Origin of the sequence: Citrobacter sp. U14242, from assembly GCF_046555775.1 — a bacterium.
Lineage (GTDB): Bacteria > Pseudomonadota > Gammaproteobacteria > Enterobacterales > Enterobacteriaceae > Citrobacter.
In genome coordinates, this window is record NZ_JBKGLW010000004.1 from 254083 (window position 1) to 281063 (window position 26981).

21 protein-coding genes and 1 other RNA gene are annotated in these 26981 nt (G+C 50.7%); 18 read left to right on the plus strand and 4 right to left on the minus strand.

Annotation, left to right across the window (positions count from 1 at the left end):
* Positions 1-64: 64 nt before the first annotated feature.
* Together menI and ACLJXE_RS08330 are read right to left on the minus strand one after the other, a co-directional pair.
* A complete protein-coding gene (gene menI, locus ACLJXE_RS08325) occupies positions 65-475 on the minus strand; it encodes a 1,4-dihydroxy-2-naphthoyl-CoA hydrolase (protein ID WP_286630094.1) in 411 nt (136 codons plus the stop codon).
* Positions 472-3528 carry an FAD-binding and (Fe-S)-binding domain-containing protein gene (locus ACLJXE_RS08330; RefSeq protein WP_410750616.1) on the minus strand — a complete coding sequence of 1019 codons (3057 nt, stop codon included), beginning with the start codon at positions 3526-3528 and terminating at the stop codon, positions 472-474. The genes menI and ACLJXE_RS08330 overlap by 4 nt, the downstream gene beginning before the upstream one ends.
* A gap of 213 nt (positions 3529-3741) precedes the next feature.
* Here ACLJXE_RS08330 and ydiK point away from each other — a divergent pair, with 213 nt between their 5' ends.
* The 9 genes from ydiK to ACLJXE_RS08375 all read left to right on the plus strand — a co-directional run bounded on the left by ydiK (position 3742) and on the right by ACLJXE_RS08375 (position 13146).
* Complete coding sequence (gene ydiK / locus ACLJXE_RS08335; RefSeq protein ID WP_271440778.1) at positions 3742-4851, plus strand: AI-2E family transporter YdiK; 1110 nt, start codon at positions 3742-3744, stop codon at positions 4849-4851.
* Between the two features lie 189 nt (positions 4852-5040).
* Positions 5041-5148: antisense sRNA RprA (rprA, locus tag ACLJXE_RS08340), an RNA gene on the plus strand.
* A gap of 195 nt (positions 5149-5343) precedes the next feature.
* Complete coding sequence (locus tag ACLJXE_RS08345) at positions 5344-5700, plus strand: YdiL family protein (RefSeq protein WP_410750617.1); 357 nt, start codon at positions 5344-5346, stop codon at positions 5698-5700.
* Between the two features lie 148 nt (positions 5701-5848).
* Positions 5849-7069 carry an MFS transporter gene (locus ACLJXE_RS08350; RefSeq protein WP_410750618.1) on the plus strand — a complete coding sequence of 407 codons (1221 nt, stop codon included), beginning with the start codon at positions 5849-5851 and terminating at the stop codon, positions 7067-7069.
* A gap of 243 nt (positions 7070-7312) precedes the next feature.
* A complete protein-coding gene (locus tag ACLJXE_RS08355; protein WP_410750619.1) occupies positions 7313-8548 on the plus strand; it encodes an MFS transporter in 1236 nt (411 codons plus the stop codon).
* A gap of 21 nt (positions 8549-8569) precedes the next feature.
* Positions 8570-9436, plus strand: a complete 867-nt coding sequence (ydiB, locus tag ACLJXE_RS08360) for a quinate/shikimate dehydrogenase (RefSeq protein WP_410750620.1) — start codon at positions 8570-8572, stop codon at positions 9434-9436.
* 34 nt (positions 9437-9470) lie between these two features.
* The gene (aroD, locus tag ACLJXE_RS08365; RefSeq protein ID WP_410750621.1) at positions 9471-10229 is read left to right on the plus strand and encodes a type I 3-dehydroquinate dehydratase; all 759 of its coding nucleotides are present in this window, start codon (positions 9471-9473) and stop codon (positions 10227-10229) included.
* Positions 10230-10385: 156 nt separating this feature from the next.
* The gene (locus ACLJXE_RS08370) at positions 10386-11981 is read left to right on the plus strand and encodes an acyl CoA:acetate/3-ketoacid CoA transferase (protein ID WP_410750622.1); all 1596 of its coding nucleotides are present in this window, start codon (positions 10386-10388) and stop codon (positions 11979-11981) included.
* 13 nt (positions 11982-11994) lie between these two features.
* The gene (locus tag ACLJXE_RS08375) at positions 11995-13146 is read left to right on the plus strand and encodes an acyl-CoA dehydrogenase (RefSeq protein ID WP_040233722.1); all 1152 of its coding nucleotides are present in this window, start codon (positions 11995-11997) and stop codon (positions 13144-13146) included.
* A 54-nt stretch (positions 13147-13200) separates the two neighbouring features.
* Here ACLJXE_RS08375 and ACLJXE_RS08380 read toward each other — a convergent pair whose 3' ends face one another.
* Positions 13201-14091, minus strand: coding sequence for an AraC family transcriptional regulator (locus ACLJXE_RS08380; RefSeq protein ID WP_286630103.1), 891 nt, complete (start codon positions 14089-14091; stop codon positions 13201-13203).
* 509 nt (positions 14092-14600) lie between these two features.
* On the opposite strand from ACLJXE_RS08380, the gene ACLJXE_RS08385 reads away from it, so the two are divergent.
* The 5 genes from ACLJXE_RS08385 to fadK all read left to right on the plus strand — a co-directional run bounded on the left by ACLJXE_RS08385 (position 14601) and on the right by fadK (position 19687).
* Positions 14601-15365: an electron transfer flavoprotein gene (locus ACLJXE_RS08385; protein ID WP_286630104.1), complete on the plus strand. Its 765-nt coding sequence runs from the start codon at positions 14601-14603 to the stop codon at positions 15363-15365.
* A gap of 21 nt (positions 15366-15386) precedes the next feature.
* A complete protein-coding gene (locus ACLJXE_RS08390) occupies positions 15387-16322 on the plus strand; it encodes an electron transfer flavoprotein subunit alpha (protein ID WP_410750623.1) in 936 nt (311 codons plus the stop codon).
* Positions 16323-16379: 57 nt separating this feature from the next.
* Complete coding sequence (locus ACLJXE_RS08395) at positions 16380-17669, plus strand: FAD-dependent oxidoreductase (protein ID WP_410750624.1); 1290 nt, start codon at positions 16380-16382, stop codon at positions 17667-17669.
* On the plus strand, positions 17666-17959 hold the full coding sequence (locus ACLJXE_RS08400) for a ferredoxin family protein (RefSeq protein WP_410750625.1): 294 nt from the start codon (positions 17666-17668) through the stop codon (positions 17957-17959). The genes ACLJXE_RS08395 and ACLJXE_RS08400 overlap by 4 nt, the downstream gene beginning before the upstream one ends.
* 81 nt (positions 17960-18040) lie before the next feature.
* Positions 18041-19687, plus strand: coding sequence for a medium-chain fatty-acid--CoA ligase (gene fadK, locus ACLJXE_RS08405; protein ID WP_410750626.1), 1647 nt, complete (start codon positions 18041-18043; stop codon positions 19685-19687).
* A gap of 94 nt (positions 19688-19781) precedes the next feature.
* On the opposite strand, the gene ppsA is transcribed toward fadK, so the two are convergent.
* Entirely contained in the window at positions 19782-22160 is a 2379-nt protein-coding gene (ppsA, locus tag ACLJXE_RS08410) for a phosphoenolpyruvate synthase (protein ID WP_410750627.1), read from the minus strand.
* Positions 22161-22489: 329 nt separating this feature from the next.
* On the opposite strand from ppsA, the gene ppsR reads away from it, so the two are divergent.
* The 4 genes from ppsR (at position 22490) to ACLJXE_RS08430 (ending at position 26952) form a co-directional block, all read left to right on the plus strand.
* Complete coding sequence (gene ppsR / locus ACLJXE_RS08415; RefSeq protein WP_137383349.1) at positions 22490-23323, plus strand: posphoenolpyruvate synthetase regulatory kinase/phosphorylase PpsR; 834 nt, start codon at positions 22490-22492, stop codon at positions 23321-23323.
* A gap of 126 nt (positions 23324-23449) precedes the next feature.
* The gene (gene aroH, locus ACLJXE_RS08420; RefSeq protein WP_286630110.1) at positions 23450-24496 is read left to right on the plus strand and encodes a 3-deoxy-7-phosphoheptulonate synthase AroH; all 1047 of its coding nucleotides are present in this window, start codon (positions 23450-23452) and stop codon (positions 24494-24496) included.
* Positions 24497-24705: 209 nt separating this feature from the next.
* A complete protein-coding gene (hemP, locus tag ACLJXE_RS08425) occupies positions 24706-24894 on the plus strand; it encodes a hemin uptake protein HemP (RefSeq protein WP_410750628.1) in 189 nt (62 codons plus the stop codon).
* A 72-nt stretch (positions 24895-24966) separates the two neighbouring features.
* On the plus strand, positions 24967-26952 hold the full coding sequence (locus ACLJXE_RS08430; protein ID WP_410750629.1) for a TonB-dependent hemoglobin/transferrin/lactoferrin family receptor: 1986 nt from the start codon (positions 24967-24969) through the stop codon (positions 26950-26952).
* The last annotated feature ends 29 nt before the right edge of the window (positions 26953-26981 follow it).

A 26981-nucleotide genomic window follows, 5' to 3' on the forward strand; every position in this document is an offset into this window, starting at 1 on the left:
GTGTTCAGAACCTGCACAGTATAACACCATTACCTGCGCAGATAATGACCAAACTCAACATGCATCACAAAATAGCAGTCGTCAGTCGCGAGGTGCAGCATAACCGGCCCTGCTCATCGAAGATTTCGATTTGCCACACCTGATGACGTGAACCGGTATGCACAGGGCTGCACACCCCTCTGACAAGCCCTTCACGTGCAGAACGAACGTGGTTGGCGTTAATCTCAAGGCCCACCACCTTCTGATCGCCCTGCGTACACAGATATCCGGCCACCGAGCCAATGCTTTCAGCCAGTACGACAGACGCCCCGCCGTGAAGCAAACCAAAGGGCTGTTTGGTGCGATGGTCCACGGGCATTGTGGCTTCCAGAGTCGTGTCGCCGATATGCACAAAACGAATATCGAGCAGCCCTACCATATTCCCTTCACCCATGGCGTTAAGCGCCTCAAGTGTGACTTCACGTTTCCAGATCATCCTATAATCTCCAGTAATGCCTGTAATGGGTGGCGAACGCCCGTGCCTTCTACCCGTTTAACCTGGCTGCGACATGAATACCCGGCAGCCAGACAACGATTACGCGGCAATCGTTGCATTGCCTGGTGCCATGATAACTCATAGATCCCTAAAGAGTTCTGGTGATTCTTCACTTCATGGCCATACGTACCCGCCATCCCGCAGCACCCCACGCTGACATTTTCCAGTTTGGCCCCAAACCGGGCAAAAATCGTGGCCCACTGCGCAGGCGCTCCCGGCAGAGCGGTCACTTCGGTACAGTGTCCGAAGAAGTACCACGGTTCACCACCAATAGCGACCGGCGGTTGTGACGCCAGTACAGCCGATAGCCATTCATTGACCAGTAAGACATGGAAATCGCCGCGCTGCTCGCCGAGCGCCAGCTTGTATTCATCGCGATAGCATAGCACCAGCGCCGGATCGACACCGACCATCGGGATATTCAGCTTTGCCACCCGGTTGAGGAAATCAGCGGTCTTTTTCGCCGTTTTCGCAAACCGGTTTAAAAAGCCCTTTATATGCTGCGCTTTGCCGTTAGGCGAGAATGGCAACAGCACCGGCTGTAAACCCAATTTTTCTACCAGGCGGATGAAATCAGCCACTACCTGTGCATCGTAATAGCTGGTGAAAGGGTCCTGCACCACCAGCACCGTACGTGCTTTTTGCTCCTGGCTGAGAACTTCAAGCTGTTCCAGCGTCATATTCGCCGATCGATGCCCGACCAGCTGTCGTTGTAATGATGGCGCAGACAACAGCGGCAAATCCACCATGCCGATGTGTTTTTTAGCCAGATTACGTACCAACGGTTGATTGATGAAAAAGTTGAACGTTTTAGGTGCGCGCGCCATTAGCGGTGCATAACTCTCAACGGTTGCTACCATGTGATCGCGGAGCGGGCGCAGATAGCGCGTGTGATACAACTGCAGGAAGCGTGAGCGGAACTCCGGAACGTCAATTTTTATCGGGCACTGCGTAGAACATGCTTTACATGCCAAACACCCGGACATTGCCTCTTTCACTTCATGCGAGAAATCATATTCGCCCTTACGTGCATGCCAGCTGTTCCGGGTTCGGGCGATGAGTGTACGTAAACTGGCACGTTTTTCTGGCAACTCTTTTTCCAGTTTCACGGGGTCGATCCCACGATCGGCCAACAGACGCAACCATTCCCGTACCAGCGTTGCCCGCCCTTTTGGTGAGTGAATGCGATTGAGGCTAATTTTCATCGACGGACACATCGGGCTTTTCGCATCGAAGTTAAAGCATAACCCGTTGCCGTTACACTCCATTGCCCCACGCCACTCCTGTCGAACGGCCAGCGGGATCTGACGATCGTAAGTCCCACGTTTAACCGCATCCACTTTCATCATTGGCGCATCGATGGCTTCCGGAGGGCAAATCTTCCCCGGATTGAGCCGGTTTTGCGGATCAAACGCCGACTTCACTTTGCGCAGTTCGCGATACAGTTCCTCGCCAAAGAACGCCGGGCTGTATTCAGCACGGAAACCTTTCCCGTGTTCGCCCCACAGCAGACCACCGTATTTTGCCGTCAGCGCCACCACATCATCAGAGATGCGTTTCATCAGCACTTCTTGTTGCGGATCGCACATATCCAGCGCGGGTCTAACGTGCAGTACCCCGGCATCCACGTGACCAAACATGCCATAGCTCAGGCCATGACTATCGAGTAGCGCACGAAACTCGGCAATATAGTCAGCCAGGTGTTCCGGCGGTACGCAGGTATCTTCGGCAAACGGAATCGGCTTCGCAGAGCCTTTGGCATTACCCAGCAGGCCAACGGCCTTTTTCCGCATGGCGTAGATGCGCTCGACACCGGCCAGTTCGGTACACTGTTGCCAGCCAATCACACCGGCTTCCTGTCGGGCAATTAGCCCGTCCAGGCGTTCACACAGCGCACTGACCTGCGAATCAATTAATGCTTCATCGTCACCAGCAAACTCGACGATATTCAGCCCGAGCATCGTTTTATCCGGGACATCGGTGATCAATTCGCTGACCGAGTGCCAGACAATATCTTCACGCGCCAGATTAAGCACTTTGGAATCGACGGTTTCGACCGACAGCGCACGCGCTTCCACCATCACCGGCGCATTACGCAATGCAGAGTCAAACGAATCGTATTTGACGTTGACCAGTCGCCGAACTTTAGGCAGCGGCGTGATATCAAGGCGGGCTTCAGTGATAAATGCCAGCGTACCTTCAGACCCCGTAAGGATGCGGGTTAAATCAAACTCGGTCATCTCATCATTGAAGACATGCCGCAGGTCGTAGCCGGTTAAAAAACGATTGAGCTTTGGAAACTTGTCAATGATCAACTGCCGATTCTCACGGCACCGTTCATAAACCGTTTTATAGATACGCCCAATCGCCGTATTGTTTTTACCGAGCATTTCTGCAAACTCCACCGGCATCGGCTGAGTATCGAGAATATCCCCGCCCATCAATACCGCGCGAATACCCAGCACGTGATCGGACGTTTTACCGTAGACCAGCGAACCTTGCCCGGACGCGTCGGTGTTAATCATCCCCCCCAACGTCGCCCGGTTACTGGTGGATAATTCCGGCGCAAAGAAATAGCCGTAGGGTTTCAGATACTGGTTAAGCTGATCTTTTATCACCCCCGCCTCTACCCGCACCCAACCTTCCTGCGGATTGATTTCGATGATGCGGCTCATGTAACGGGACATATCAACAATAATGCCCTGATTAAGCGCCTGACCGTTGGTGCCAGTGCCGCCGCCGCGAGGGGTAAATATCAACGACGAAAAGAGCGGTTCTGACGCCAGGCGGGCGATAAGCGCCACATCAGCCGTCGAACGAGGGAAAACCACGGCATCAGGCAGAAGTTGATAAATGCTGTTATCCGTCGACATTGTCAGACGATCGGCATAGCTCGTTGCCGTATCGCCTGTGAACCCTTGCTGCTCCAGCGCCTGCAAAAAATTGAGCACCAGTTGAACGACACCTGGCGCCTGAGAAATTTGTGGAATCATTATAGTGACCCTTTCCTGCGGTCTGTGTTGTGGATTTAATCGTTTGCGTGTTGCTTTGTTTGTTGTATCACATTTTTTTCTAATACGCTCAGCAGATTTACAGGCAGAATCCGCCTGTTCAAAACCGCTGAAATTGCTCATCATTATAGAGTGTGATTAACGTGTTCACGTCGCGTCAACGTTCTGACGCAAAGACAAAGGTGAAAAGTATTTATGGTAAATTTCCGTCAGCCCAGGGATATTGCACAAGTGCTACTATCGGTGCTGTTTTTAGCCATCATGATTGTGGCCTGTCTCTGGATTGTGCAACCCTTTATCCTCGGTTTTGCCTGGGCAGGTACGGTGGTCATTGCGACCTGGCCCATCCTGATACGTATACAAAAATTGCTGTGGGGACGCCGCTCGCTGGCCGTGCTGGTGATGACCCTGTTGTTAGTTCTGTTATTCATTATTCCTATCGCTCTGTTGGTCAACAGCATCGTTGATGGCAGTGGTCCTCTGATTCATGCCGTTACCGCCGGCGATATGACGCTGCCGGACCTGGCGTGGCTAAACAGTATTCCTCTGGTGGGTGCCAAACTCTACGGCGCATGGCACAGCCTGTTGGATATGGGCGGTTCGGCTATCATGGCTAAGGTTCGTCCCTATATCGGTACCACAACCACCTGGTTTGTTGGTCAGGCCGCGCATATTGGCCGCTTTATGATGCACTGTGGCTTGATGTTGCTATTCAGCGCCCTGCTGTACTGGCGCGGTGAGCAGGTGGCGCTGGGTATTCGCCACTTCGCCTGCCGCCTTGCATCGAAACGCGGTGACGCTGCAATCCTGCTGGCAGCACAGGCCATTCGTGCGGTTGCATTAGGCGTGGTCGTCACTGCGCTGGTGCAGGCCGTCCTCGGTGGCATTGGTCTGGCGGTAACGGGGGTACCTTACGCTACGCTACTGGCGGTGTTGATGATCCTCTCCTGTCTGGTGCAACTGGGGCCTTTACCGGTACTGGTTCCTGCCATTATCTGGCTTTACTGGACAGGTGACTCTACCTGGGGCACGGTGCTACTTGTGTGGAGCGGCGTAGTCGGAACACTGGATAACGTTATTCGTCCCATGCTGATTCGTATGGGTGCTGATTTGCCATTGATCCTCATTCTTTCCGGGGTTATCGGTGGGTTGATTGCATTCGGTATGATTGGTCTGTTTATCGGCCCTGTGGTGCTGGCTGTTTCATGGCGCCTGTTCTCCGCATGGGTCAACGAAGCCCCTGCGCCGGGCACCGACCCGGATCAAATCCTCGAAGAAATCGCTGAAATCGAAAGCAATAAGTAATACAGCATCAGGCGGCAACATTGCCGCCTGATTGTTTAATGTTGCTTATCATCACCTCACCGTTCCCCGAACCAACCCCCCACGCCAGCCCTGTGTGAATACTCATTTATGTCGCAAATTCTTTACAGTTTTTAAACTATTGAGATGAATCTGATCGACGTGAAAAACCGGCATGCCTACTATTACCCCAAGGCTTTAGATCAACACATTGATTTATAAGCATGGAAATCCCCTGAGTGAAACAACGAATTGCTGTGTGTAGTCTTTGCCCATCTCCCACGATGGGCTTTTTTTTATCCTGCCCCCCCTAACGACCTCCATCACATTGGCTAGCCAATTGCTTTATTTCACTCTCTCACTCTCACACCAAATGCACTGACTTCACAGACTAATAACAAATAATATTGCACAAGATACTGTGACTCTCTTCAAGCCGAAATATCCACAGTAATGTTATTACTACTCCACCGTCTTTTATAAAGTGATCAAATAATGAACGCATTAGAATTGCAGGCTATCCGCCATATTTTTGCTATGACGGTGGAAGAAAGCGCCGCGTATATCGCGTGTGATGGCGACATTGTCGCCTGGCAACAATGGGAAAACGGGGAAAAAGAAATCCCGGAGAACATTGCGCGCATTTGTACGGAAATGAAAGCAAAGAGAAAGTTAAGAATTAACGCGATCATCGAAAAAATTAATAATCGTATTGGTAATAACACGATGCGTTTTTTCCCCGATCTGGTTTCTTTTCAGGCAGTTTATAGCCACGACAATTTTCTCGACTGGAAAATCTATCAATCGGCTGCTGTGGAACTCTATGCACACAACCTTGAGCGTTTGTGTTAAGCGGTTATAAAACATCACCACTACGTTGCAACACTGGCACCCGGCATGATGCCCTCGCTCACGCGCAGTCTGCATACTATTTGGGCTAATACGCCCTACGCGACATAGAACACAACATCCATTTAGCCTCTTCGCTGAGTAACACATTATGAAAAACACCTATTTCTCCACTGCGATAGGGCTGTACCTTAATTACCTGGTTCACGGTATGGGGGTCATTCTAATGTCCCTCAATATGTCCTCACTTGAACAGCAGTGGCAAACCAATGCCGCGGGGGTCTCGATTGTCATCTCCTCCCTTGGTATCGGTCGGTTAAGCGTCTTATTCGTTGCAGGCATGCTCTCCGATCGCTATGGCCGCAGACCGTTTATAATTTTTGGTATGATCTGCTACCTCATCTTCTTTTTTGGCATCATCAATACTCACAGCATTGTGATTGCCTACGCCTTTGGTTTTTTAGCGGGAATGGCAAACAGTTTTCTTGATGCCGGAACCTACCCAAGCCTGATGGAAGCCTTCCCCCGTTCGCCCGGCACCGCCAATATCCTGATTAAAGCCTTTGTGTCCAGCGGCCAGTTTCTGTTGCCGATGGTTATCAGCCTGCTGGTATGGGCTGAACTCTGGTTTGGCTGGTCCTTCTTGCTGGCGGCAGGAATTATGGCGGTCAACGGCATATTTTTGTTTCGCTGCCGCTTCCCCTCCCCCCCAGGTCCGAAGCATTCCATCGCGCCATCATCCGTTATACAGGAACCGATTCAACCAGAGCGCCGTTGTTCCCTTCTCGATCTGGGGAGTTACACTTTGTATGGCTATATCTCGATGGCCACATTTTATCTGGTTAGCCAGTGGCTGGCACAGTATGGTCAGTTTGTCGCCGGTATGCCGTATACGTTATCTATCAAGCTGTTAAGTATTTACACCTGTGGTTCGCTGCTGTGCGTATTCATTACTGCTCCCCTGGCGAGAAAAGCGGGTCGTGCAACATCTCTGTTGATGCTGTACACCTTTATCTCCTTTGTCGCGCTGCTGGCGGTTTGCCTGCATCCTACGACCTGGGTCGTGATTACATTCGCCTTTGTCATCGGGTTCTCTTCAGCCGGGGGCGTCGTGCAAATCGGTCTAACGCTAATGGCCGCTCGCTTTCCGCATGCGAAAGGTAAAGCTACCGGTATTTACTACAGCGCGGGCAGTATCGCGACCTTCACGATCCCATTGATTACCGCCAGGCTCTCCGAAACCAGCATTGCTCACATCATGTGGTTTGATGCGGGCATTGCTGCGCTCGGCTTCCTGCTGGCACTGTTTATTGGTTATCGCAGTCGACTTGCAGCAAAGCATCAGTTAAACATGGCACCACTCGCACAATAGCGTGGATGCAATATTGTTCCCCCTCTTATGCAAAATAATTGGACGTACTTTTAAAATAACGGCAAAACGTCGGTCTGGTGAATTAGGTTTCACAGTTTGATATGCAATATACCTGGTAACTTAAACGCCATGCTATGTAGGTACAATAACTACTGCCCGGTATATTAATCACAAGGTCGCCGAAATTTAAACTACACCGACGAGCACAGAATAATTTTAAAATCCGCAAGGAGTTGTGAAAAAATGTCTCAGAAAAAGACCTTTAACACGCCATTTCTTCTGGCGATAATCTGTATTTATTTAAGTTATTTTTTACACGGCATTAGCGTCATCACACTGGCGCAAAATATGACATCCCTGGCTGCAAAGTTTTCAACCGATAATGCAGGGATTGCCTATCTAATTTCCGGCATTGGTCTTGGTCGACTGGTCAGTATTTTATTCTTTAGCGTTCTCTCAGATAAGTTCGGTCGTCGGGCTATCATTCTGTTAGGCGTTATTCTCTATATGCTGTTCTTCTTCGGTATTCCCGCCAGCCCCAATCTGATGATTGCCTTTATTCTGGCTGTATGCGTTGGCGTAGCAAATTCAGCGCTGGATACCGGCGGTTATCCGGCGTTAATGGAATGTTTCCCCAAAGCATCCGGCTCGGCGGTTATTCTGGTTAAAGCCATGGTGTCGTTTGGCCAGATGATTTACCCCATCATCGTCAGTACCATGCTGCTCAACCATGTGTGGTACGGCTATGCAGTCATCATCCCGGGTATTCTGTTCGTGGTCATCACTCTGATGCTGTTAAAAAGTCGCTTTCCCAGCCAGATGGTGGATGCGGGTCTCGCCAAAGATCTGCCTCAGATGAACAGTAAACCCCTGGTCTGGTTGGAAGGTGTCGCCTCCGTGCTGTTTGGGGTTGCCGCATTCTCAACCTTTTATGTCATCGTGGTCTGGATGCCGAAATATGCCATGGCATTTGCTGGCATGGCAGAAACTGACGCCTTAAAAACCATCTCTTACTACAGTATGGGATCGCTGGTCTGCGTATTCATCTTTGCAGCCCTCCTGAAGAAAATGGTTCGCCCCATTTGGGCTAACGTTTTTAACGCGGGTCTGGCAAGCATTACCGCTGCGGTCATTTATTTGTATCCCTCTCCGCTGGTTTGTAACGCAGGATCGTTTCTGATTGGTTTCTCTGCTGCTGGCGGTATTTTACAGCTCGGCGTCTCGGTGATGTCAGAGTTTTTCCCGAAGAGCAAAGCCAAAGTCACCAGTGTTTATATGATGATGGGGGGTGTAGCCAACTTTATTATCCCACTGATCACCGGATACCTTTCTAACATCGGCCTGCAATACATCATTTTGCTGGACCTTGCATTTGCTCTGCTGGCATTCATCACCGCCATCATCGTCTTTATTCGCTATTACCGCGTATTTGATATCCCCAAAAATGATGTGCGGTTGGGCGAACGTTATTTTCAATAAATTGTTTAGAAGGAGTATCAAATGGACGTAACTGCAAAATATGAACTGATTGGTCTGATGGCCTACCCTATCAGACACAGTCTGTCCCCTGAAATGCAAAATAAAGCATTAGAGAAAGCGGGTCTGCCTTTTACATACATGGCATTTGAAGTCGATAACTCAACATTTGCTAATGCAATTGCCGGTTTAAAAGCGTTAAAAATGCGCGGCACCGGGGTTTCCATGCCCAATAAACAGTTGGCCTGTGAATATGTTGATGAATTAACACCTGCCGCCAAACTGGTTGGAGCCATCAACACCATCGTTAATGATGATGGCTACCTGCGTGGTTACAACACCGACGGCACCGGCCATATTCGCGCGATTAAAGAAAGTGGCTTCGATATTAAAGGTAAAACCATGGTACTGTTGGGTGCGGGCGGCGCGTCTACAGCCATTGGCGCTCAGGCAGCCATTGAAGGCATCAAAGAAATTAAGATCTTTAACCGTAAAGATGAGTTCTTTGAAAAGGCGCAGGCATTCGCCAAACGTGTTAATGAAAACACCAACTGCCTTGTCACCGTTATCGACCTTGCCGATCGCCAGGCTTTTGCTGAGGCACTGGCCAGCGCGGATATTTTGACCAACGGCACGAAAGTCGGCATGAAACCGCTGGATAACGAATCTATTGTGACCGACGTTTCCCTGCTTCGCCCGGAACTGCTGGTGACAGAATGTGTGTATAACCCGCATATGACCAAGTTATTGCAACAGGCACAACATGCCGGTTGCAAAACGATTGATGGTTACGGCATGTTGTTGTGGCAAGGGGCTGAGCAGTTCAAGCTCTGGACCGGGAAAGATTTCCCGCTGGAGTATGTCAAACAGGTTATGGGTTTTGCGGCCTGATGGGCAGTATTTGTGAATAGTTAAAGGGTAATCAATGAAAACCGTAACCGTAAGAAACCTCGTGATTGGCGAGGGTGCGCCGAAGATCATTGTCTCACTGATGGGTAAAGACATCTCAACGGTAAAAAGCGAAGCACTGGCCTATCGCGAAGCGGATTTCGACATCCTGGAATGGCGTGTTGACCATTTCGCAGATGTCGCTTCCATTGACGCAGTACTGGAAGCCGCACGCGCGATCCGTGATGTGATGGCTGATAAACCGTTGCTGTTCACCTTCCGTAGTGCACAGGAAGGGGGTGAACAGGCACTGTCCATCGAAAACTATATTGCATTAAACCGCGCAGCAGTGGACAGCGGTCTGGTGGATATGATCGACCTGGAGCTTTTCACCGGTGATGACCTGGTTAAAGCCACCGTCGAGCATGCACACGCGAAAAATGTCTTCGTTATTATGTCGAACCATGATTTTCACAAAACACCTGCGGCCGATGATATTGTCCAGCGACTGCGTAAAATGCAGGAACTTGGTGCTGATATTCCTAAAATCGCGTTGATGCCGCAAAGCAAAACGGATGTGCTGACATTGCTTAGCGCAACGCTGGAGATGCAGGAACGTTACGCCGACCGCCCAATTATTACCATGTCAATGGCGAAAACCGGTGTGATCTCTCGACTGTCCGGCGAAGTCTTCGGCTCAGCGGCGACGTTTGGTGCGGTGAAAAAAGCCTCGGCCCCAGGACAAATCTCCGTCACCGATCTACGCACCGTTCTGACAATATTACACCAGGCTTAATAGCCGAATATTATTAAATTGCAATAAATAACGCCCTGCCCCAGATATTCGTTTTACCACGAATATCTGGCAGACGATTAAATATTTTCAAATAACGCAAAACACTATTATCGAATATAGCGATAGGTATTCGCACGAATATAACCTGGAGTTTATATGAAACTTTCAAGACCGACACGTTTAGATGGTCGGGTACCGGTACTCTCTGCAGCTGACGCAATTGATTATATTCCTGATGAAGCCACAATCTGCGTATTAGGCGCTGGCGGTGGGATACTTGAAGCTACAACATTAATTAATGCACTGGCCGAGAAATATAAAAATAGCCAATCCCCACGTAATTTGTCGATAATTAGCCCAACAGGACTGGGCGACCGCGCAGACCGGGGTATTAGTCCACTGGCACAGGAAGGTTTAGTTAAATGGGCGTTGTGCGGCCACTGGGGACAATCTCCACGGATATCCGACCTCGCGGAACAAAATAAAATTGCGGCCTACAACTATCCACAAGGCGTATTAACTCAAACCCTGCGTGCCTCTGCGGCCCATCAGCCAGGTATTTTGAGTGACATCGGCATTGGCACGTTTGTCGATCCTCGCCAACAAGGTGGCAAACTCAATGAAGTGACCACCGAAGATCTGATCAAACTGGTAGAAATTGATAACAAAGAGTATCTCTACTACAAAGCCATTGCGCCCAATATCGCCTTTATTCGCGCCACCACCTGTGACAGCGAAGGCTACGCCACCTTTGAAGACGAAGTGATGTATCTCGATGCGCTGGTCATTGCGCAGGCCGTGCATAACAACGGCGGCATCGTCATGATGCAGGTACAAAAAATGGTCAAGAAAGCCACACTGCACCCTAAAGCAGTGCGGATCCCTGGCTATCTGGTGGATATCGTCGTTATCGATCCTGAACAGACTCAATTGTATGGCGGAGCGCCGGTTAACCGCTTTATTTCAGGCGATTTCGTCCTTGATGACAGCCTGCAAACTGCCCTGCCGCTTAACCAACGTAAACTGGTAGCCAGACGTGCTCTGTTCGAAATGCGGAAAGGTGCAGTGGGTAACGTTGGCGTAGGAATTGCCGATGGTATTGGTCTCGTCGCGCGTGAAGAAGGCTGCGCCGATGACTTCATACTGACGGTTGAAACCGGGCCAATCGGTGGTATTACCTCGCAGGGTATTGCTTTTGGGGCCAACGTCAACACCCGCGCTATTCTGGATATGACCTCCCAGTTTGACTTCTATCACGGCGGCGGGCTTGATGTGTGCTATTTAAGTTTCGCCGAAGTCGATCAGCACGGCAACGTCGGTGTGCATAAATTCAATGGCAAAATAATGGGCACTGGCGGTTTTATTGATATAAGCGCCACCTCGAAGAAAATTATTTTCTGCGGCACCCTGACAGCCGGAAGTCTGAAAACAAATGTTGCCGACGGCAAATTGAATATCGTGCAGGAAGGTCGGGTGAAGAAATTCGTTAGCGAATTACCTGAAATCACCTTCAGTGGAAAAATTGCCCTCGAACGTGGACTGGATGTGCGTTACATCACCGAGCGCGCCGTATTTACGTTAAAAGAAGATGGTCTCCATTTAGTGGAAATTGCCCCGGGAGTTTCTTTACAAGAAGACATTTTGGACAAAATGGATTTCACTCCCGTTATTTCTCCAGACCTGAAACTGATGGACGAAAGATTATTTATCGATGCCACGATGGGTTTTGTTTTGCCCGACGCTGCCAATTAAAAGGAGTATCCTGATGGACTTTTCATTAACTGAAGAACAAGAGCTGCTGCTTGCCAGCATTCGGGAACTGATCACCAGTAATTTCCCGGAAGAATATTTCCGCACCTGTGATCAAACCTCCACCTACCCTAAAGAATTTATGCGCGCGCTTGCGGATAACGGCATTTCGATGCTGGGCGTTCCGGAAGAATTCGGTGGCATTCCGGCAGATTACGTCACGCAAATGCTGGCACTGATGGAAGTCTCAAAATGTGGTGCACCTGCCTTTCTGATCACTAACGGTCAGTGTATCCACAGTATGCGCCGTTTTGGCTCCGCAGAGCAGCTACGTAAAACCGCTGAAAGCACCATGGAAACGGGCGATCCGGCCTATGCGCTGGCGTTAACCGAACCGGGAGCTGGCTCAGATAACAACAGCGCCACCACCAGCTACACCCGCAAAAACGGCAAGGTGTACCTTAACGGGCAAAAAACCTTTATTACCGGTGCCAAAGAATACCCGTATATGCTGGTCCTGGCTCGCGATCCCGAGCCGAAAGATCCGAAGAAAGCTTTTACCTTGTGGTGGGTGGATTCGAAGAAACCCGGCATCAAAGTTAATCCGCTGCATAAAATCGGCTGGCACATGTTAAGTACCTGCGAAGTCTATCTTGATGACGTTGAAGTTGACGAAAGTGATATGGTCGGCGAAGAGGGTATGGGCTTCCTCAACGTGATGTACAACTTCGAGATGGAGCGCCTGATAAACGCAGCACGCAGCACCGGCTTTGCCGAATGTGCTTTCGAGGATGCCGCTCGTTACGCCAATCAGCGTATCGCCTTTGGTAAACCGATTGGCCATAACCAGATGATCCAGGAAAAACTGGCGCTGATGGCGGTTAAAATCGAAAACATGCGTAATATGGTATTGAAAGTCGCCTGGCAGGCCGATCAGGAACAATCACTGCGTACCAGTGCGGCGCTGGCAAAACTGTACTGCGCGCGCACAGCGATGGAAGTTATCGACGATGCGATTCAGATAATGGGGGGGCTGGGTTATACCGATGAAGCCCGTGTATCCCGGTTCTGGCGTGATGTGCGCTGTGAACGCATTGGCGGTGGCACCGATGAAATCATGATCTACGTCGCCGGGCGTCAGATCCTGAAAGATTATCAAAACAAGTAAGCCGTTCTGTCATCCGGATAGTGGATAAACGCTATCCGGACTTTCGACAGAAAATCAGACTTCCGGCTGCAGGCATTCCTGCTCAGTCAGATTGTTTTTAAACTGCTTACGATAATCGCTGGGAGTACACCCTACGTGTCGCTGAAAAAGTTTGGCAAAATGATCAACATTCTCATACCCTACCCGCCACGAGATTTCCGCTAACGACGCTTCCGTATTCGTCAGCGAAAATTTTGCTTCCGTCATCCGCCGTTGAATAACATAATTTATCGGCGAAATACGATATTCTTTAGTGAATTCGTGACAGATATAACTCACACTGGCGCGAAATTTTTTAGACAACTGATCAAGTGTGATTTTTTCGCGAAAGTTGTTATTCAAATACACCAGAACATCTTTAATTAACACGTCTTTTTTAATATACCCCTGTTCTGAACGATAAGCATTTTTAAAGTTTTCGTAATACAAGACGGTTAATGCGTAGGCAAAGGCATCATAAGCAGAGGATGACAGATTATTTTTACACTGCGGTATCATAATACTCAGTTCATTAAAAATGCTCTTAATTACCTCCTTTCCCTGGCCGACGCTGATGACCGGACACGAATGTAATTGCAACAACTGGTTATCCTGCCAGCCATTGAAACGAAAACCATACAGTGCACAGGTATAGGTAGTGGCAGGCGCGCTACTATCCGAGGCGACGGCGTGTAACCGCCCTTGTTCTATCACTACAATATCCCCGGCGTGAGCGACGTACAATGAAGAATCAATGATTAATCGCGCGACACCTTTTTTGACAAAGATAAGTTCTGTTTCATTGTCATGCACATGGTGACCAGACTCCCAGTTAGGATCATCACTGATGACGAATCGCGAAAATCTGGGGGTCTTCCCCTGCTCAAAAAGGGTTTCCATGGCATTATCAAAACATCGTTGATACATGACAGCCTCCACCTTTAGATGGTAAATACGCGGAAAGTTAATAGTGTTAAATGAAAACGATTAACTACGTTATACAACGATATTCTATCCAGGCGAAACAAAATTATTTGCACCGGTTGCAAGATGACACTTCTTGCTCAAGAACGCTGTTAGCCTGCGTTATTTACGTTTTATCCTCATTGAAAATAATAAATGTTATTAACTCAACATTAACGATTTACATATCAGAAACAAACACCCCCAGATATCGATTAAAAATATGATGCTTTTCTCAATTCTCCTCTCGACTCTTGTTTTCGTGGTGTAATCTTCTGTACACAATATTTACCCCTCGCTTAAAAACCGAGCATTCCCATTGCACATTTTTCTGCAAGATTGTTGGGAATGAAAACAGATTGCCCCGTCGAAAACAGGCCCCGCTCTGCCGCACACTATTTTCAGTCAAATTTTCCCTACTGCCGATAATGACGCGCACCGTCATCATCCGAACGTGACTCACTGGAGATGCCATGAAAATAATAACCTGCTTTAAGTTGGTGCCTGAAGAACAGGACATTGTTGTTACCCCAGAGCGCTCGCTTAACTTTGATCGGGCCGATGCCAAAATCAGTCAATTTGATCTGAATGCGATCGAAGCCGCCACACAACTTACCGCTGAAGGCGATGAGATTGTCGCCTTAACGGTGGGCGGCTCCTTGTTGCAAAATTCTAAAGTACGTAAAGACGTGCTATCCCGCGGTCCGGATAGCCTGTTTATGGTGCAGGACCCACAACTGGAACATGCGCTGCCACGCGATACTGCCCAGGCACTGGCTTGTGCGGCTAAAAACATTGAATTCGATCTGATGCTGTTCGGTGAAGGGTCCGGCGATATCTACGCACAACAGGTCGGTTTACTGGTAGGCGAGCTCCTACAGCTTCCTGTGATTAACGCGGTAAGCAACATCCAACGTAGCGGCGACCGCATTCTGGTTGAGCGCACCCTTGAAGATGAAGTCGAAGTCATTGACCTGTCGCTCCCGGCAGTAATTTGTGTGACCTCAGATATCAATACACCGCGGATTCCATCAATGAAAGCCATTCTTGGTGCCGGCAAAAAACCCGTCACACCATGGCAGGCCAGCGATATTGGCTGGACGCCAGCGTCACCACTAGCGGAATTAGTCAGCCTTAGCGTTCCACCGCAGACAGAACGCAAGCACATCATTTTGGAAAATGACTCAGCAGAAGCCATTGCCGAACTGGCCGAACATCTGAAAAAAGCCCTGAACTAAGCCCAACGGAGAACAATCATCATGAGTAAATTAGCCAACGTATGGGTGTTTAGCGATAACGTAGAACGCTATGCGGAATTAATGACCGGTGCCCGCCAGTGGGGCGAGCAGGTACACCTTATTGTACAGGGCAACGAACAGGTCGATCAGGTTAAAGCGCTGGGTGCCGATGACATCATCGTGCTCGAACACGCCAGTGGACTGCAGCGTGTTGAAAACTACGCCGAGACTGTCTCAGCCTTACTGCAAACGCACACCGGCCTATTGCTGATGCCTGCGTCTAAACGCGCAAAATCACTGGGCGCGCGGTTAAGCATTCAACTCAATGCGGCGATGGTAAACGACGCCACAACGGTCACTCTCGATGCCGGTGCGCTGTTTGCAGAACACCGTATGTATGGCGGTCTGGCATTCGGTAAAGAAAAACTGAATAGCGCACTGGCGATTATCACACTTGCCCCTGGCATGTTTGAACCAGTAGAAGCAAATCCTGCGCACACTTGCCCTGTCGTCTCAGCACCTTATATCACGCCGCTTCATGAAATTGTTTGCCAGGAACGTCGGGCCAAATCCCTCAGCAGCGTGGATCTCAGTAAAGCCAAACGCGTGGTTGGCGTCGGTCGTGGCCTGGTGGCCGAGAGCGATCTGCAGATGGTACGCAATCTTGCCGCCGTTCTGGGTGCCGAAGTGGGTTGTTCACGCCCTATTGCCGAAGGTGAAAACTGGATGGAGCGCGAGCGCTATATTGGCGTTTCCGGTGTGCTGTTGAAATCAGATTTGTACCTGACACTGGGCATCTCAGGACAAATTCAACATATGGTCGGCGGGAACGGCGCGAAGATTATAGTCGCCATCAATAAAGATAAAAAAGCCCCTATCTTCAACTACGCCGATTACGGTCTGGTTGGTGACATTTACAAAGTCGTCCCGGCCCTTATCGAACAGCTCAGTCGCTAACTGCCACATTTAACGCACATATCCCGCTGCACTCGCGGCGGGAAAGGAGCAAATAACATGTCAGATGAGAAATTTGATGCCATTGTGGTCGGTGCTGGCGTGGCGGGTGCAGTAGCGGGTTACGTGATGGCCCAGGCAGGGCTGGACGTGCTGGTTATTGAACGCGGAAACAGTGCTGGCAGCAAAAATATGACCGGTGGACGGCTCTACACACATAGCCTTGAGCACATTATGCCCGGCTTCGCAGTGGAAGCCCCTGTCGAACGGATAGTTACCCGCGAAAAAATCTCTTTCCTTACCGAAGAAAGTGCCGTCACCCTCGATTTCCATCGTGAAAAAGACAATAGCCCGGCGCAGGACTCATATACCGTATTGCGCAACAGGCTTGATCCCTGGTTGATGGAAAAGGCCGAACAGGCCGGGGCTCAATTTATTCCTGGCGTTCGCGTCGATTCCCTGATTCGGGAAGGGAACAAAGTCACTGGCGTGCAGGCAGGTGACGATATCCTGGAAGCCAATATCGTTATCCTGGCTGATGGCGTCAATTCTATGCTGGGACGTTCACTGGGAATGGTACCGACCTCTTCGGCGCAGCATTATGCCGTTGGCGTAAAAGAGCTGATCGGCCTGCCACCAGCTGTCATTGCAGATCGTTTTAACCTATCAGGAAATGAAGGTGCCGCCTGGTTGTTTGCCGGTTCGCCATCTCATGGTCTGATGGGCGGGGGTTTCCTGTACACCAACAAAGACTCCCTCTCTCTGGGACTGGTATGTGGTCTGGGCGATATCGAGCATGCGACAAAAAGCATTCCACAAATGCTGGAAGATTTTAAACAACACCCTACTATTCGCCCACTGATCGCCGGCGGTGAGCTGCTGGAGTATTCTGCGCACATGGTGCCGGAAGGCGGTCTGGCGATGGTACCGAAGCTGGTTGATGACGGTGTGATGATCGTCGGCGACGCCGCCGGTTTTTGTCTGAACCTGGGCTACACCGTGCGCGGCATGGATTTAGCGATTGCTTCAGCAGAGGCTGCGGCCAAAACCGCTATTGCAGCGAAAGAACGTCAGGATTTCTCCGCCAGCAGCCTGATGGACTACAAACGCGCCCTTGAACAGGGTTGTGTGATGCGTGATTTACAGCATTTCCGTAAGATCCCCGCGCTCATGGAAAACCCCCGTTTGTTTACCCAATATCCGCGCATGGTGGCCGATATCATGAGTGATATGTTCACCGTTGATGGCAGCCCAAACCAGCCAGTTCGCAAGACTATTTTGTCCCATGCGAAGAAGATTGGGCTGATGAATCTACTGAAAGACGGCATCAAGGGAGCAACCGCGCTATGAGTCAGGACAACACCGTAAATGTTGACGTCAAACTGGGCGTTAACAAATTCAATGTCGATGAGGGGCATCCGCACATCATCCTTGCCGAACATCCTGACATGAAAGAATTTGGCAAATTGCTGAAAGCCTGTCCTGCTGGACTGTATAAGCAGGACGAAAGTGGAAATATCCATTTTGATTCCGCAGGCTGCCTGGAATGTGGTACCTGCCGGGTTCTGTGCGGTTCCACTATCCTCGAACAATGGGAATACCCGGCTGGGACATTTGGTGTGGATTTCCGTTACGGCTAACACGTATCGCCTGTTGTACGCCGGATACAGCACACCTGTTATCCGGCAGGACGTGTACCGAAATTATCCAGGGAATAACTCATGAGTGTCACATTAACGTTTAATGCCGAACGTCGGGAAGCTTATCGACAACAAGGATTTTGGGGGGATGCATCGCTGGGTGATTACTGGAGCCAGACCGCCCAGGCGATGCCGGACAAAATCGCGGTGGTCGATAACCACGGCGATTCATACACCTACGCCGCGCTCGACAGTGCGGCCAGCCGTCTGGCGACCTGGTTGTTAGCCTGCGGAATCCAGCCAGGTGACCGCATCGCCTTTCAATTGCCCGGCTGGTGTGAATTTACCCTTATCTATCTGGCCTGTCTGAAAACTGGGGCGGTTTCCGTACCACTACTTCCTGCCTGGCGCGAAGCCGAGCTGGTATGGGTATTGAACAAATGCAAGGCAAAGATTTTTTTCGCACCTACGCTGTTTAAACAAACCCGGCCAGTGGATCTGATCCTGCCCTTGCAAAATCAGCTGCCACATCTGCAACAGATTGTTGCCGTTGATAAGCTGGCACCTGCGACAGACTCACTGGCACTCAGCCAGCTTCTTTTATCACCACCATTAACTCAGCCCATTAGTGTGCATGCCGATGAGCTGGCTGCGGTACTGTTTACCTCCGGAACGGAGGGGATGCCCAAAGGGGTAATGCTGACCCACAACAACATCCTGGCCAGTGAACGCACCTATTGTGCCCGTCTTAATCTCACCTGGCTGGATGTATTTTTAATGCCCGCGCCACTTGGCCATGCTACCGGTTTTTTACATGGCGTGACCGCACCGTTTTTAATTGGTGCACGCAGCGTACTGCTGGATATTTTCACTCCCGAAGCCTGTCTCGAATTGCTGGTACAACAGCGCTGTACCTGCGTACTCGGCGCCACACCGTTCGTCTATGACATGCTGTGTAGCGTGGAAAAACATCCCTACGATCTCTCGTCGTTACGCTTTTTCTTATGCGGCGGCACCACTATTCCGAAAAAAATAGCCCGCGATTGTCAGCAGCTCGGCATTAAACTTTTAAGCGTCTATGGCTCAACAGAAAGCTCGCCGCACGCAGTGGTCAATCTTGATGATTCGCTTTCCCGCATGATGAACACCGACGGATATGCCGCAGCCGGCGTGGAAATTAAAGTCGTCGATGAGGCACGTAACACGTTGCCTGCGGGCATGGAAGGAGAAGAGGCATCCCGCGGACCCAATGTTTTTATGGGCTACTTTGATGAACCTGAACTGACCGCCCGAGCACTGGATAATGACGGCTGGTATTACAGCGGCGATTTATGCCGAATGGACGAGGCCGGATACATCAAAATCACCGGGCGTAAGAAAGATATTATTGTGCGCGGTGGAGAAAATATCAGTAGCCGCGAGGTCGAGGATATTCTGTTGCAGCATCCGCGTATCCATGATGCCTGCGTTGTGGCAATGCCGGACGATCGTTTAGGCGAAAGATCGTGTGCGTATGTAGTGCTAAAACATCCGCACCATTCGCTGTCGCTGGAGTCTGTCGTGGCCTTTTTTAGCCGTAAACGGGTAGCAAAATACAAGTACCCGGAGCACATCGTGGTTGTCGAGAAGTTACCGCGCACGGCGTCTGGTAAGATCCAAAAATTTCAGCTACGTAAGGATATTATTCAGCGCTTAAGCGTGGAGAACATGGAGAGCGTTGAAGGGTAAAGTGCCGGATGGCGATGCTAACGCGTCTTACCCGGCCTACGTTGAATGCCAATCGTAGGCTGGTAAGGCGTTTACGCCGCCATCCGGCATCATGTTACTTGTTCAGTTCAGCCAGACTCAGCCAGGTCTGCACAACGGTGTCCGGGTTGAGCGACAGGCTGTCGATCCCTTCTTCCATCAACCAGGCCGCGAAGTCTTCGTGGTCAGATGGACCCTGGCCACAAATACCAACGTATTTGCCCTGTTTCTTAGCGGCACGAATCGCCATCGACAACAGTGCTTTCACCGCATCGTTACGCTCGTCAAACAGTTCAGAAACCACGCCAGAGTCACGGTCCAGACCCAGCGCCAGCTGGGTCATGTCGTTAGACCCTATAGAGAAGCCGTCGAAGTACTCGAGGAACTGTTCAGCCAGCAAGGCGTTGGATGGGATCTCACACATCATGATGATCTTCAGTCCATTTTCGCCACGCTTCAGCCCCTGACGTGCCAGCTCTTCCACGACCGCTTTCGCCTGGGCAACGGTACGAACAAACGGTACCATGACTTCCACGTTAGTCAGCCCCATGTCGTTACGGACGCGTTTTACGGCATCACATTCCAGCGCAAAACAGTCACGGAAGCTATCCGCAACATAACGCCCCGCACCACGGAAGCCCAACATCGGGTTCTCTTCATGCGGTTCATAACGCTCACCGCCGACCAGGTTGGCATATTCGTTGGACTTAAAGTCCGACATACGCACGATGACGCGTTTTGGATAAAACGCCGCACCCAGCGTCGCGATCCCTTCAGTCAGGCGACCCACGTAGAACTCACGTGGTGAATCAAACCCTTTCATCATCGCGCGGATTTCGTTTTGCAGTTCCGGCGTTTGATCATCGAATTCCAGCAGTGCACGTGGGTGCACGCCAATCATACGGTTGATAATAAATTCGAGACGCGCCAGACCGACACCTTCGTTTGGCAGACAAGCGAAGTCAAAAGCGCGGTCTGGGTTACCGACGTTCATCATCACCTTCAACGGCAGATCCGGCATGGTTTCCACGCTGGAGCTCTTCACGCTGAAGTCCAGCATGTCGGCATACACGTAGCCGGTGTCGCCTTCCGCACAGGAGACAGTGACTTTCTCACCGTCTTTCATGCGTTCGGTCGCGTCGCCACAGCCAACAACCGCCGGAATGCCCAGTTCACGGGCAATAATCGCCGCATGACAGGTACGACCGCCGCGGTTGGTGACAATCGCCGCCGCTTTTTTCATGATCGGTTCCCAGTCCGGGTCGGTCATGTCGGTAACCAGCACATCGCCTGGCTCGATACGGTTCATTTCGCTGATGTCATGAATGACTTTTACCGGGCCAGCACCGATGCGGTGACCGATGGCGCGACCTTCAGCAATAATTTTACCCTGAGCATGCAGCGTATAGCGCTCCATCACCTGGCCACGAGAACGCACAGTTTCCGGACGAGCCTGTACAATGAACAGCTTGCCGGTATGACCGTCCTTAGCCCATTCGATGTCCATCGGACGACCGTAGTGTTTCTCGATTTGTACCGCCTGCTTCGCCAGCGCCTGCACTTCCTCGTTGGTCAGTGAGAAAATATCACGTTGCGCCTGCGGAACGTCTTCAATGGTAACCTGCTTGCCATGCTCCTGAGTCGGCGCATAAATCATGCGGATTTTCTTAGAACCCATAGTACGACGCACGATGGACGGGCGGTTGGCCGCCAGGGTCGGTTTGTGCACGTAGAATTCATCCGGGTTCACAGCGCCCTGCACCACCATCTCACCCAGTCCCCACGCGGAGGTGATAAACACCACCTGATCGAAACCGGATTCGGTATCAATGGAGAACATGACGCCGGAAGACGCCAGGTCAGAACGCACCATACGCTGAACGCCCGCAGAGAGCGCTACGCCGCGGTGATCATAGCCCTGATGAACACGATAGGAGATTGCGCGGTCGTTAAACAGCGAGGCAAACACGTGTTTGACAGCGACCAGTACTGCATCAAACCCCTGGACGTTAAGGAAAGTTTCCTGCTGGCCCGCGAATGACGCATCTGGCATATCTTCTGCAGTAGCGGAGGAACGCACGGCAAAAGAAGCATTGGCATCGTCCGCTGACAGCTGCGCGTAGGCATCGCGGACGGCATTTTCCAGTTCAGGCTGGAAAGGAGTGTCGATAATCCACTGGCGGATCTGTGCACCCGCTTTTGCAAGCGCGGTAACATCGTCGATATCCGTTTTATCCAGCAGCTCATAAATGCGCTGGTTTACGCCGCTTTGGTCCAGAAACTGGTTAAACGCATCGGCGGTCGTTGCAAAACCATTCGGTACGGAAACGCCCATACCTGAAAGGTTAGTAATCATTTCACCCAGGGAGGCATTTTTGCCCCCAACTCTGTCTACATCATTCATGCCGAGTTGGTTATACCAAAGCACCAGCGGTGACGAGCCATTGTTGGACATCGAACAATCCTTATATATGAACGAGGTTAGGAAACTCAATTTTGCGTAATTATCTTGGCATATTTACTTCAGCGAAAAAAACGGTGAATCGTTCAAGCAACTTTATTTTTTATTTTTTCAGATTCTTTACGCATTTGCGCAAACCCGCGAACGGCACGGGATCACCACAAAATCAGTCGGTATAAACATTTGTTCCGAAAAATGAAATGTACTTTTCATTAAATATAAAAATACTGTTTCAATTTATAAAATAGATGCAGCAATATTCGCTTCTGACGAATTTTAATTTATGCTTTCAGAGAATTATGTCTACCTCCAGGATGAGCAAAATGGATAATGCTGTTGATCGTCATGTATTTTATATTTCTGATGGCACAGCCATCACCGCAGAGGTATTGGGTCACGCGGTAATGTCGCAATTTCCGGTCACGATCAGCAGCATTACGCTGCCGTTTGTTGAAAATGAGAGCCGTGCTCGTGCGGTTAAAGACCAGATTGACGCCATTTATCAACAAACGGGTGTGCGTCCTCTGGTGTTCTACTCCATCGTGTTGCCGGAAATTCGCTCGATCATTTTACAAAGTGAGGGTTTTTGCCAGGACATCGTCCAGGCACTGGTCGCCCCACTGCAACACGAGATGAAACTCGACCCCACACCGATCGCGCATCGCACGCACGGACTGAATCCGGGCAACCTCAACAAGTACGATGCGCGTATTGCAGCCATTGATTATACCCTCGCGCACGACGACGGTATCTCGTTGCGCAACCTTGATCAGGCGCAGGTGATTCTACTTGGCGTTTCCCGCTGCGGAAAAACGCCTACCAGCTTATACCTGGCAATGCAGTTTGGTATCCGGGCCGCTAACTACCCCTTTATTGCCGATGATATGGATAATCTGGTGCTGCCCGCCTCTCTGAAGCCGTTACAACACAAACTGTTTGGTCTGACGATTGACCCTGAACGCCTGACGGCGATCCGCGAAGAACGCCGTGAAAACAGTCGCTACGCCTCACTGCGCCAGTGCCGTATGGAAGTTGCTGAAGTAGAGGCGCTGTACCGGAAAAATCAAATTCCGTGGTTGAACAGTACCAATTATTCAGTAGAAGAGATTGCCACCAAGATCCTCGACATCATGGGGCTGAATCGCCGCATGTACTAGAATGCTAGTGCATTGGTTCGATTTTTTGCTATTATGCTCGCCACCAGGCAGGATGAGTGTGTTATTGTGATGCACATCACTTCCCGGTAGTCCTGCCGTTGAAGCAACAAATTTCTGAGATAAGTAATGAACAGAACCGATGAACTCCGTACTGCGCGTATTGACAACCTGGTCACTCCAGCAGAGCTTGCGCAACGGCATCCTGTCTCGTCCTCCGTCGCCCGCCATGTTACGGACTCCCGACGTCGGATAGAAAAAATTTTGAATGGTGAAGATCCTCGCTTGCTGGTCATCGTTGGTCCTTGCTCGATTCACGATCTCGATGCCGCCATGGAATACGCCACGCGTTTGCAGGCACTGCGCACTAAGCACCAGGCGCGTCTGGAAATCGTGATGCGTACCTATTTTGAAAAACCGCGTACCGTCGTGGGCTGGAAAGGCCTCATTTCCGACCCGGATTTGAATGGCAGCTATCGTGTAAATCATGGTATTGAGCTGGCACGTAAACTGCTGTTACAGGTCAACGAACTGGGTGTACCGACGGCCACTGAGTTCCTTGATATGGTGACAGGTCAGTTTATTGCCGATCTGATCAGTTGGGGCGCTATTGGCGCACGCACCACAGAGAGCCAAATTCACCGTGAAATGGCTTCCGCGCTCTCCTGTCCTGTCGGGTTCAAAAACGGGACTGATGGCAATACACGTATCGCCGTCGATGCTATTCGCGCGTCACGCGCCAGCCACATGTTCCTCTCACCGGATAAAACCGGTCAGATGACTATCTATCAGACCAGCGGCAACCCCTACGGTCATATCATCATGCGCGGTGGTAAAAAGCCGAACTACTCTGCCGAAGATATTGCCGCGGCCTGCGATACGCTGCATGAATTCTCTTTGCCGGAGCATCTGGTGGTGGATTTCAGCCATGGCAATTGCCAGAAGCAACATCGCCGTCAGTTAGACGTGTGCGATGACGTCTGTCAGCAGATCCGCAATGGTTCGACGGCAATAGCCGGGATCATGGCGGAAAGTTTCTTACGCGAAGGTACGCAAAAAATCGTCAGCGGCCAGCCACTGGTTTATGGTCAGTCAATCACCGATCCCTGCCTGAACTGGGAAGATACGGAACTGCTGGTCGAAAAACTCGCCGCGGCGGTAGACAGTCGATTCTAAAATCATGCCCGGGTGGCGGTTTCGCCTGACCCAACCTACGGTTCGTGCCCATCCAGGCCCGGTCAGCGTAATGCTACCGGGCTTTTTTAATGCCGCACAATCCCGCAAATTTGATCCCGTCACAATTATTTCACAAAAAGGCTTGATGCAAATTCTCAGTTTATTGATAATGATTATCATTGTTACATTGATTGTTATTTTTAAACACTATGTCACGTATGGATAACACTACAGCAACGCCTGCAAAAGAAAAAACACCGCCTCCTGTCACGTCTAACGAACGTCGGATTGACAGTAAAAGTCTGCTGGGAAATGAAGGACGAGTGATCATAGAACATGCTGGTCAGCACTACCTGTTGCGCCAGACACATGCCGGTAAACTCATTCTGACTAAATAAATACCTATTACGCCAGCCACCCAGGTGATACCCAGGCAGCCAGCGCTTTCGATTTTCTAATGGAGAGTTGCTATGCCACACCTGCACACGACATCGCTGCGCCCATCGCTTTTGGCGCTGGCGATCGTAAGTAGCCTTCCCGTCGCCGCATTTGCGGCGGCTGAAGATATAACGGTCACCGCCACCGGCAATGCCCGCAGTGCCTTTGAATCGCCAATGATGGTCAGCGTTATTGATGCGACCGCGCCGGAAAACCAGACTGCCAGTTCAGCGGCAGATCTGTTACGTAAAGTGCCTGGACTTACCCTTGACGGTACGGGACGGACCAACGGTCAGGACGTCAATCTGCGCGGCTATGACCGACGTGGAGTTCTGGTGCTGGTAGACGGCGTACGTCAGGGAACCGACACCGGACACCTGAACAGCACATTTCTTGATCCGGCGCTCATTAAACGTATCGAAGTGGTGCGTGGCCCTTCGGCTCTGCTGTATGGCAGCGGTGCGCTCGGCGGGGTAATCGCCTATGACACAGCAGATGCTAAAGACTTACTTGAAGCGGATAAAAACAGCGGTTACCGCGTGTTCGGTACTGCTGCCTCGGGCGATCATAGCCTCGGCATGGGTGCCAGCGCGTTTGGTCGAACCGACACGCTGGACGGTCTGCTCGCCTGGTCAACTCGCGATCGCGGTGACTTACGCCAGAGCGACGGTACCACCGCACCGAACGATGAAGCAATAAACAATATGCTGGCAAAAGGGAGCTGGAAAATTGACAGTGCCCAGACGCTGGCAGGTTCACTACGCTATTACAACAATGATGCACGTGAGCCCAAAAATCCGCAAACCAGCGCAGCAGATACCAGTAACAACCCGATGACCGATCGCTCAACGATCCAGCGTGACGCACAGTTGACCTACACGCTCGCCCCTGCGGACAATGACTGGCTGAACGCTGATGCACGCATTTACTGGTCCGAGGCTCGCATTAATGCCCAGAATCCGGATGCGACTAATGAGTTTCGCAAACAAACGACCAAAGGCGGGAAAATTGATAACCGCAGCCGGTTGTTTTCCGACTCCTTTGCTTCTCACCTGTTAACTTACGGTGGGGAATACTATCGCCAGGAACAACGCCCCGGTGGTGCGACGACCGGTTTCCCTGAGGCAAAAATTGATTTCAGCTCCGGCTGGCTACAGGATGAAATCACCCTACGGGATATGCCAGTAACATTACTGGGTGGTACACGCTATGACTCATATCGCGGTAGCAGCGAGGGTTATGCGGATGTCGATGCCGACAAATGGTCGTCCCGCGCAGGAATGACCGTCACGCCGGCCGACTGGCTGATGCTGTTCGGATCATGGGCTCAGGCTTTCCGCGCGCCGACAATGGGCGAGATGTACAACGATGCAAAACACTTCTCCATCGGCCGTTTTTACACCAACTATTGGGTACCCAATCCTAACCTGCGTCCGGAAACCAACGAAACGCAGGAGTATGGCTTCGGTTTGCGCTTTGACGATTTGCTGATGGTAAGCGATGCGCTCGAATTTAAAGCCAGCTATTTCGATACCAAAGCGAAAGATTACATCTCCACCAGCGTCAATTTTGCTGCCGCGACAACCATGTCCTATAACGTACCCAATGCCAAAATCTGGGGCTGGGACGTGATGGCGAAGTACTCCGCCGATCTGTTCAGTTTAGACATGGCCTACAACCGTACACGAGGCGAAGATACCGACACCGGTGAATACATTTCCAGCATTAACCCGGACACCGTCACCAGCAAACTGGACATACCCGTGGCACACAGCGGTTTCTCAGTCGGCTGGATAGGCACGTTTGCGGACCGTTCAACCCATATCAGCAGCAGCTACACCAAACAGCCCGGCTATGCAGTAAACGACTTTTACGTGAGCTATCAGGGTCAACAGGCACTGAAAGGTATGACCACCACACTGGTACTGGGTAACGCTTTTGATAAAGAGTACTGGTCTCCACAAGGCATTCCGCAAGATGGCCGTAACGGCAAAGTTTTCGTGAGTTATCAGTGGTAATCACCCTGCCCCGACAAGCCGGGGCAGCA